Origin of the sequence: Pseudomonas helleri (assembly GCF_001043025.1) — a bacterium.
Lineage (GTDB): Bacteria > Pseudomonadota > Gammaproteobacteria > Pseudomonadales > Pseudomonadaceae > Aquipseudomonas > Aquipseudomonas helleri.
Map to the genome: position 1 here is coordinate 492,286 of NZ_JYLD01000003.1, position 9,469 is coordinate 501,754.

At 56.8% G+C, this 9,469-nt stretch carries 8 protein-coding genes; all 8 read right to left on the minus strand.

Features of this window, described 5'->3' with window-relative positions:
• Positions 1 to 7 precede the first annotated feature (7 nt).
• The 8 genes from TU84_RS07715 to TU84_RS07750 all read right to left on the minus strand — a co-directional run bounded on the left by TU84_RS07715 (position 8) and on the right by TU84_RS07750 (position 8,987).
• Entirely contained in the window at positions 8 to 601 is a 594-nt protein-coding gene (locus TU84_RS07715; RefSeq protein ID WP_241486388.1) for a fimbrial protein, read from the minus strand.
• Positions 594 to 1,355 (minus strand): fimbria/pilus periplasmic chaperone, encoded by a 762-nt coding sequence (locus TU84_RS07720; RefSeq protein WP_048368451.1) that lies wholly within the window; start codon positions 1,353 to 1,355, stop codon positions 594 to 596. The genes TU84_RS07715 and TU84_RS07720 overlap by 8 nt, the downstream gene beginning before the upstream one ends.
• Positions 1,352 to 3,886 (minus strand): outer membrane usher protein, encoded by a 2,535-nt coding sequence (locus TU84_RS07725; RefSeq protein WP_082148641.1) that lies wholly within the window; start codon positions 3,884 to 3,886, stop codon positions 1,352 to 1,354. Before TU84_RS07725 ends, TU84_RS07720 begins: the two co-directional genes overlap by 4 nt.
• Positions 3,887 to 3,905: 19 nt before the next feature.
• Positions 3,906 to 4,334 (minus strand): fimbrial protein, encoded by a 429-nt coding sequence (locus TU84_RS07730; RefSeq protein WP_305977943.1) that lies wholly within the window; start codon positions 4,332 to 4,334, stop codon positions 3,906 to 3,908.
• Between the two features lie 190 nt (positions 4,335 to 4,524).
• Positions 4,525 to 5,055, minus strand: coding sequence for a fimbrial protein (locus tag TU84_RS07735; protein ID WP_082148639.1), 531 nt, complete (start codon positions 5,053 to 5,055; stop codon positions 4,525 to 4,527).
• Positions 5,056 to 5,421: 366 nt separating this feature from the next.
• Positions 5,422 to 7,725, minus strand: a complete 2,304-nt coding sequence (locus tag TU84_RS07740) for a PqiB family protein (RefSeq protein WP_048368479.1) — start codon at positions 7,723 to 7,725, stop codon at positions 5,422 to 5,424.
• Positions 7,718 to 8,341, minus strand: a complete 624-nt coding sequence (locus TU84_RS07745; RefSeq protein WP_048368452.1) for a paraquat-inducible protein A — start codon at positions 8,339 to 8,341, stop codon at positions 7,718 to 7,720. The genes TU84_RS07740 and TU84_RS07745 overlap by 8 nt, the downstream gene beginning before the upstream one ends.
• Positions 8,328 to 8,987, minus strand: a complete 660-nt coding sequence (locus tag TU84_RS07750) for a paraquat-inducible protein A (RefSeq protein ID WP_048368453.1) — start codon at positions 8,985 to 8,987, stop codon at positions 8,328 to 8,330. Before TU84_RS07750 ends, TU84_RS07745 begins: the two co-directional genes overlap by 14 nt.
• Positions 8,988 to 9,469 lie beyond the last annotated feature (482 nt).

Genomic DNA, 9,469 nt, shown 5'->3' on the forward strand with positions numbered 1-9,469 from the left:
GGGGTCCTTAGTCATAGTTGAGCCTGAAATCCACGACGGCACGGAAGGCGCCGTTGGTCAGGGGGGCCGGCGTGCGGGTGGCCTGGACGTACCAGGTCACGGTATCGCGCCCGTGCACCAAAAATAAGGGCTGGCCCCATGTACCCAGACGCACGTCGCGACCCAGGGCATCAGTGAGGCGCAGCCCCATTCCGGTAACGCCCTGTACTTTGACCAGACGCGGGTCATCAGAATCGGCCGGCGCCAGAAAGGCCACCGAGACAATCGGTTCATAAGGGCTCCAGACCAGACGGCCGGTGCGCTCGTTGGGCAGCCCACCGGCGATGCGCCGACAGTCCATAAAGCGCAACTGGAAAGCCACGGGGTGGCTCATGTCGCCGGGCTTTGACAAGTCGGCGCGTGAGACATTGTTGAGTTCCACGGTCTGGTAGGCCGAGGACATTTCCAGCAGACAAGGGGCATGGTTGAGCGAGCCGCTGATGTCCAGCAAGCCCTCGCCATCCATAATGGGCTCATCTTCGGCCCGGCACAGGTTGGCCGACAACGCCAGTATCAGGCTGGTCAGCAGCACCCCTCGGGCCAGGAACATGACGCTATTCATGGCGTGAAGAAGCCTTGGGGTCGACGCTGCATTCATTGCCGGCACAGGTGAAGGCCAGGGTCGGGCGACCGCCGTAGTCATTGATGTAGGTCAGATACGGCGTGGAGCCCAGCGCAGCCACACTCGGCCCCAGTGTCAGGGCATCTTTTGGCGGGACCATCAGCGGCTCGAAGCCGGTCGCGGTTTTACCGTCCTTGCTGTTGCGCGCATCCACCAGCGTTACGTAATACGGGGTCGGATTATTGACTTGGTAATGATCGCCCTTACGGGTCAGGGTCAGCTTCTCTTGCCAGGGATTGGACTGTTGCTGCTGGGTCGGCATGATCGACGCCGGGCGGTAGAACAGTTTGATGCGCGTCTGCAACGCAATTTGCAAGGTGTTGGTTTTGTCGCTGCGCGGTGGGATTTCACGCAGGTTGAAGTAATAAACACTCTCGCGGTCTTGAGGCAGTAACTTGGCCGCCGGCAACCCCTGAACCTTGACCTGGCTGTTCTTGCCCGGTTCCAGGCGTTGCACGGGGGGCAATACGGTCAGCGGGGTGCTGATTTTTTTTCCGGACTCGTCTTCGATCCAGCCTTGGGCCAGGTACGGCAGTTCGGTGTTGTTATTGGTGATGTTCATGCTGACGGCGTCTTTGCTGCCGTCAAAAATCACCCGGGTACGGTCCAGGCCGATGGCGGCCTTGCTGTTGTTGATCAGGCACATCGCCAACAGGGCCAGTGCAAAAGGGGCAAAGCGGGGATTAAGGTTCATGAGGCTTTTTTCTCCAAAACATCAGGCAGGACTGCCGAGGCGGGTGCGCTGTCAGCCTTGATGGGCTGGCACAGCAGGTTCAGGGTCGAGGCCAGCCCGTCAGCCGGAAGCACCTCGGGTAAGCTCAGGTTGCAGCGCCCGGTGCTGCCCCAACTGACGGTCATCTGCGAACCGGGCTGAATGCCGCTCAGGTACACGCTGCCTTCGTCGTTGACGATACCGGTGTCTTGTTGCTTGTCATTTTTGACGCTGGCGCCGAACGGCGGGACGCTGCCATCGGGCAGGTGCAGGACCGCCATGGCCTTCTCACCGGAGATCACTGCCAGGGTGCGATAACCGATGGCGCCTTCGGTAAGGGTCAGCTCGGTGACCGACTGGGTGGCCTCGATGTTGCTTGGCAGGCTTTCCAGGTCAACGCTGGCTGAGGTGCGGTAGAAGCTGCTGATGTCCGAGATCACCGCTTTGCCGAAGCCGTTGCTGCGTGTCGGCGTGCCATAACCGCGTATTGGCACATCCGCCACGCCGCTGGTGTCGACCATCAGGCGAGTGCCGCCCATGCTGGAACTGCGGTGCAGTGCAGCGCCGTCTTTGGTCAGCGTGCCGCCACCTCGAGCAGACACGCTGAGGCTTGAACGGCTGTCTTTTTCGATGCCCGCGCTGAGATCAACATCGGCCCGATCACCGGAGTGACTCAGGAAACCGCTGACCGAGGTGTCGCTTGCCGCCAACTGATAGTTGTTACGCGCATTGATACGGTCGCTGTAGCGCGTTGAATAGCTGTTGGTATTCTGGGTTCTGTTGAAACTGCTGGACAGCGAACCCGAACGGCCCAAGGGCACGCTGAAGGTGAGGAACATACCTTTGCTGGTCGGTTCTTGCCGCTGCTGGGTCTGGAACAGGTTAAGCGACATGCTCAGGTTTTTGACCGGCCCTGCATCGAAGTAACGCGACAGCGACAGGTTCCAGCGCTCGCTGTCAGGCCGGTCCCAATAGGATTGATTGCTGTAGTCCAGGTAGACCGACACACCGGCATCGCGAAACTGTTTGTTGAAGGTGGCCGTGTACAGAGACTTGCTCCCTCCGACGTCGCCTTCGTAGTGACGCACATCGAGGTATTCGCTCATGCTCAGGTAATTTTCTTGTGAAAACCGATACCCGGCAAACGAGACTTGGCTGTCGTACTCTTCAAACCGTTTGGAGTAGCTCAAACGATAGGAGGACCCCGTGAAGGTGTCACCGTACAGCGTGGTGCTCGCTCGGGTCTTGTCCAGTGACACCGCACCGAAGGCCATCAAGTCGCGGCCCACACCTATTGAGAGGGCGCGGTAATTGTTGTCGGTGATTGCCCCGCCAAACAGCGACCAGCCGTTGGCCACACCCCAAGAGAATTCGCCGGTACTGAAGACGCTGCCGGCACCGCCCTCTTGCAAGTTCGTCGGCCTGCCCGCTGCCACTTTGAAACGCACGCTGCCCGGCCGTGTGAGGTAGGGAATGCTGGCGGACTCGACCTTGAAGGTTTGTACCGAGCCATCCTGCTCCTCTACCCGTACGTCCATCGAGCCGCTGACGGCATCATTGAGGTCCTGAATACGGAACGGCCCGGCAGCCACCAGCGCTTCGTAGAGCACGCGCCCTTGCTGGCTGATGACCACTTTGGCGTTAGTGCGTGCGACACCCACGACTTCTGGCGCGTAGCCGCGCAAGTTGGGCGGTAATTGGTTGTCGTCAGAATTGAGCGCAACACCGGTAAACCGGAAGCTGTCGAACAGGTCGGAATACAAGTAGTTTTCGCCCACCGACAAGCGCGCCTGCAGGGATGGCAATGCGCGGTAGGCATAGAAGCGGTTCCATTCCATGTGTTGGGTGCGGCTGGTATCTTCGGCATCGACACGCCCTTGCCAATCGGCGCGCACCCGCCAGGCACCGACGTTGGCGCCGAGGGTGCCATTGCCGCTGAGGTTATTTTTAACGCCGTCGTTTTTGTTGCGAATGGATTGGGCGGTGAGGTTGTAATCAAACAACAGGCCCGACACGCCTTCATCCCATCGCGAAGGCGGATCCCAGTTTTGCGCGGTGTATTGCAGGTAGGCCTGGGGCAACGAGATGCGCAGGGTCGAGGTGCTTAGATCGCCAGTGACTTCCATACCGGGCAAACTGCGAATGTTCAGGCACTCATTGTTATGCCACCAGGTGAGTTCGGCGTCCTTGCCCTCTTTGAGCCCCAGTAGCGCAACCAGCTCGGGCGACAGGCAGGCTTCGCTGCCTTTGGGGTCATCCTCGGGAGAGATAAACGCGATGCGCTGCTCGCCCAGGCTCTGGGCGTTGATCTGCACGTTCATCGGATAAACACCGGGCAGGATGAAGCCGCTGCGCGAGAATTGCGACAGGTCGATATTGGAACGGTCGTTCAGGTCAAGAATGTCGGTATTGAACTGGATATCGCCGGCCGCGATTGCGCTGCCGGCCACGACCATCAGCCCGCTCATGACACACGGAGGCCATGCAGCTTTTATCGTTGAGGTTTTGAGCATGGAAAACAGACCAACCATGTCAGTAGTACTCCAACCTGAAACGCACCGCAGCACGGTGACTGCCTACAGACAGAGGCTGGTTGTTGCCAACCAATTTGAGGGTGTAATGCAGCACTTGGTCCCTCACGCTCGAAAGCGGGATCATCGTCATGGGCACCCCGGGAAGGCTTTCGCGGCCTTCGGCATCAGTGATGTGAAAGGCCACACCTTGTGAAGAGCCATTGGCGGCGAAGGAAAGGCCTTGACGGTCTGATACGCCGTCAAAGGTCACGCGTATGTGTTGCCAGTCGGGCAACTTTTCACCGGGACGATCCGGGTCATTACGGGTGAGTGAGCAATTAATTAAACGCAAGGTAAACGAATGCGGGTCGCCCTCACCCAGCCGAATAAGTCGGCCAATAGGCATGGGGTCCATTTCAATTACTTGATAAGCGCTGCTGGTATCCATGGCGCAGGCCGCGTCAAGAATCTCACCGCCGAGTGTAACAACCCCATTTTGTTGGCCAGCCGCTACAACGTTATTAAAGGGCACTATTAACAGTGCGAACGAAGAAGTAATAGTTAACTGCGTTATTACATTCACGAGCAGGTTCTCATTTTCAAGTTACCCTGCCACCTCGCGGTGGCAGGGCAATGACTTACTGGTAAGCCAATGAGAAGTTGGTAATGGCGGTGAATTCACCTGGTATGACCGCATCTGCGGCGGTAGCGCCTTTGAGGAATGCGCCAAATTGCAAGGTATTATTGCCATCTTGGATGGGTTGAGATGCCGTTGGAGTACCCAATTTGATGTCTGCACCAGACGAATCGCGCATGACGATGCCTGCACCAGAAGCCGTGCCTACAATACCCAATGCCCCAGGAACGTCTTTCGATATGCCACCGGTAAAGGTGGTGCTGACGCCTTTAAGGGTCGCGGTATCGCAACCCACCAGCTTGATTTCGAACGGTTCAGGCCGGCTCGAGCCACCCGCTTCCAATTGCGACTTGGCAACTTGGCCAAGGCCTACAGTCTGATCAACACTTTCAGGCGCGATAGAGCAAGCAGCTTCAATAATCGAACCTTCGAAAGTAACTGTTCCTTGACCGGCACCTGCCGCTTGTACCATCGAAGCAGACCCCGCCAACATGAACATGGAGACCAAAGCAGATTTCATTACGAACTTCATTTTTTTAATTTCCTTTAGATGATTAAGTTTCGGAGCCACCTATTAAATTAAACTTGTTGTCAGGCACGGTACCGCATACCTTTCAATCAAGAAGTTCATCCGTGAGTTATTTAAACAGTTCTACTCCAATGTTTTGCCGCATTAAAGTTGACCACGCCCCTATTAGTTATCCCCTTAAATAGTGAACCTGGCCCAAACGACGAAACTGGGAAGAAGTTAACGTGCTCCCAGCAAATCCAACGTAGGAATTCTCTGAAGTTTTTGAAAAAGTCGGCGTGGCGATGAGTATGGTTTTGGCTGGGGGAGAATACGCAGACGAAAAAAAACCGCGATCAGTGATCGCGGTTTTAATGGGCATGTTGCGGGTTATTTAGCCAACGGGATCTTCGGTGCCCATTGCAGCCATTCCTCTTCGAACTTGTCGAAGAGCGGGAAGGTTTGTTGTGGCCGAGCCGGGTTGCCCATTTTGTCGCCGTCTGGTGTGGCGAAGGCTATGCCGCCTTGAACCAGGGTTTCAAGGGACTCGGTACGAATCGTCGCGCCTTTGAACAAACCAAAGTCGACACCGAAGCCGCTGGTGTTCCAGAAGCGGCTGCCACTACGCACCAATGGCGCATAACGCGGCTCGATCAGGATATGCACCAAGACTCGGTCAGCGGTGTTGCCTAATTCGTACCCGGTAACTTTGCCCACGGTGACTTCACGATAGGTGACAGGCACCCCCTCTTTGAGCGACCCCCGACGTGCTGCACTCAAGACCAGGCGCAGCCCTGCTTCAGGTATTGCGGCGTCGGGCGCTTGCTCCAGAGCAACGAAGTCACTTTGTAGCCCGCGGCCTTTGGGTGCCGGTTGTACTTCGAGGTACTGGCCTGTCACCAAGGTTTGGAGGTTGGCGGTTTTCATCAGGCCCAGTTCGGGTTTGACCACCCAAAATTGCGTGCCTGCCCGCGCAATGCGTTCCGGCACTTCGGTGATGCGCGCTTGCAGCAGCACAGATTGCAGGTCGTCACTGAGGTCGACGCTTTCGATCTTGCCGACTGTCAAACCTTTGAAGCGAATAGGCGAACCGCTGCTCAAGCCGTCTGCACTCGCCACTTTGATGGTGATCGGCACGCCTTGCTCCATCGCCGCGTCACGATCGCTGAAGAGGCGGAAACGCGGAATGCGCTTTTGCAAAGGCGCCGTGGCTTTCGGGGTTTCGAACGCGATGCCGCCAGCCATCAAGCTTTGCAGGGACTCACTTTTAACCTGGATGCCGCTGGTGAGGCCGCCGGTGAGAGTCACGCCGCTGGCGTTCCAGAAGCGGGTTGAAGCGTTGACCAGGCCTTCGTATTCCTTCTCGATGTGCACGCCAATGATCAGCTGCTTTTTAGTGCGGGAGAACTGGTAGCTCTGGACCGAACCGACTTTAACCTGTTTGTAGAGCACCGGGCTGCCGACATCCAGTGAACCCAGGTTGTCGGTGAAGAGCACCATGTGCAGGCCCGGTGAGCGCAGGTCCAGAGGCGGCGCTTTAGGGCGGGCCACAAACTCGCGCTCGGGCTTGCTGCCTTTGTCACCCGGGCGAATGGCGATGTAGTTACCTTTAACCAGCGCTTCGAGCCCGGTAATACCGGCCAGTGAGATGGAGGGTTTGACCACCCAGAACTGGGTGCCTTCTACCAGATAGTCTTCGGCCAGGGGATCAAGGGCCAATTCGGCGCTGGCGCTGCTGAGGTCGGGGTCGACTTTCAAGGCTTTGAGGCTACCGACCTGAATGCCTTTGTACATGACAGGTGTGCGCCCTGCTTGCAGCCCTTCGAAGTCGCTGAGCTTGACTTTGACCTTGATGCCCGCCTGGGCAGCATCGAAGTCTTCATATAAGCGGAACGGCAGGTTGGGATCGGTTGGCGGGCTGTCTTTGCGATTCTCGGGGGTGGCGAAGGCGATACCGCCGGCGACGATGCTGGCCAGCGATTCGCTGCGTACTTTTACCCCTGACAGGTTAGCGTCGATGCTGATGCCGCTGGCGTTCCAGAAGCGCGTGTGTTTGCGCACCAGATTCGCGTAGGTCGGCTCAATAAAGACTTTGATCTCGACGGTGTTGTGGTCTTCGGACAATACGTAGCTTTTAACCTGACCAACCTGGATTTGTTTGTAGAATACCGGGCTGCCACGATTCAGCGACCCCAGTCGTTCGGCCTTGAGTGTCAGGTGCAAGCCTGGCTTGGCGTCAGACAGCGGCGGCTCTTGCGACAGCGCTTTGAACTTGCGTGTGGACTCGCCATCACCCGGGCTGACCGCAATGTAGTTGCCGGAGACCAGGGTTTCGAGGCCGGTAATACCCGCCAGAGAAACGCTGGGTTTGACCAGCCAGAAGCGGGTGTTGGTTTTGAGGTATTGTTCAACGTCCTTGTTCATCTCGATGGTGGCGATGACCCCTTTGCTCGGGCCACTCTCATCCAGTGCCAAGGTTTTAACCTTGCCTACGGGCATGCCTTTGTAGACCACTTCGGTCTTGTTGGCGACGATGCCTTCACCACTTTCGAAGCGCACCTGAATATCGATGCCCGTCTCGCTGTAGGCTTTCCAGCCCAGCCAGCCACCGATGATCAGGGCAATAAGCGGGAGAATCCAGATGGCCGACCAATTGGACGCCGGACGGGTTTTAGCAGTAGGTAAATCACTCATGGTCGTCATCCGACTCCGTGTTATCCCAAATAAGTCGGGGATCAAAAGTTACAGCTGCAAGCATGGTGAGGATCACGACGCTGGCGAAGGCAACAGCGCCGAGATTAGCCTCAATGCTGGCAATACGTCCAAAGTTCACCACCGCCACCAGAATGGCGATGACAAAAATATCGAGCATCGACCAGCGGCCAATGAACTCGATAAATCGGTACATGATGATACGTTGCCGGGCAGACAAGGGCTGGTGGCGCTGTACCGAGAACAGCAGCAAGGCAATGCCGACCAGCTTGAAGGTGGGCACCAAAATACTGGCCACGAACACGACTGCGGCAATGGGTATCATCCCGTGCTGCACCAACTCGATCACCCCGGACATGATCGTACTGGGGCTGCCTTGGCCCAGCGCATTGATGGTCATGATAGGCAACAAATTCGCCGGTATATACAGAATGGCTGAGGTCAGCAACAGGGCCCAGGTACGCAGCAAGCTGTTGGGGCGACGAGCGTGCACCAGAGCGCCACAGCGGGTGCAGGTTTGCTCATCGACGTCTTTGTCTTGCCGATTTAATTCGTGGCACTCGGTGCAAATCAGGATGCCAGCATCAATCGCACGCATGCGTATCCTCCCCTGAAAGCGCCTGCCAGATCTGGTGAGGTGACATGACGACCTCCAGCCAGACTTGAACCAGCAACAGGCTGACGAAGCAGGTGAGTCCCAGCCCCAGACTCAGCTCGGCCAGGTCGACCAACTTCACAATGGCCACCAGCACGCCCATCAGGTACACCTCAAGCATGCCCCAGTCTTTCAAGTGGTGATAAATCCTGTAGATGAGCAAGCCGTAAGAGCGGCCAATGTTCAAGCGGATGCTCAGCAGCACTGCCAGCTGGCACAGCAATTTGAGTAACGGAATCCCCATGCTGCACAAAAACACCACGACGGCGATGCCTTGCATGCCTGTGTCGAAGAGGCCGACAACGCCACTCCAAACGGTATCTTGAGAAGCCTGGCCCAACAGGTTGAGTTCCATGATGGGTAAAAAGTTCGCAGGGACATACAGCAGCAAGGCGGCAATGACGAGAGCGAGGCTACGCTCGACCACATTGTGACGATGGGCATAAAGCTCATAACCGCAACGCGGGCATTGGGCTTTTTCACCAAGCGCGAGATGCGGTTTACGCATCAGAAGATCGCACTCATGGCAGGCCACTAACTCGTCCAGCGGTAAATCTGACACCCTGCTGGCGTCAGCTGGATCTGGCATATAAGGCGTCTCTGTCTTAGAAATGACTGCGCCTATTCTAATGTGCGAAGTCCTAAAGAAGTTTGCCTATTTGTAGGACTTTAGATGCAAGGGGGTGAAGTGAGCTGTGAGCTGTGAGCTGTGAGCTGTGAGCTGTGAGCTGTGAGCTGCAAGCTGCAAGCTGCAAGCTGCAAGCTGCAAGCTGCAAGCTGCAAGCTGCAAGCTGCAAGCTGCAAGCTGCAAGCTGCAAGCTGCAAGCTGCAAGCTGCAAGCTGCAAGAGCGTGGGGGCCTGGGCGGGGGTGTCCAGTGTAGGTTGGGGATTTTCGCTGGGTGTATCGATTGCTTGTTGCGGGGCGATGCTCAATGTTTTTTTGGGCACAAAAACAAAATCCCTGTCTGCGTGAGCAGACAGGGATTTCGGAATTTAATCTTGACGATGACCTACTCTCACATGGGGAAACCCCACACTACCATCGGCGATGCATCGTTTCACTACTGAGTT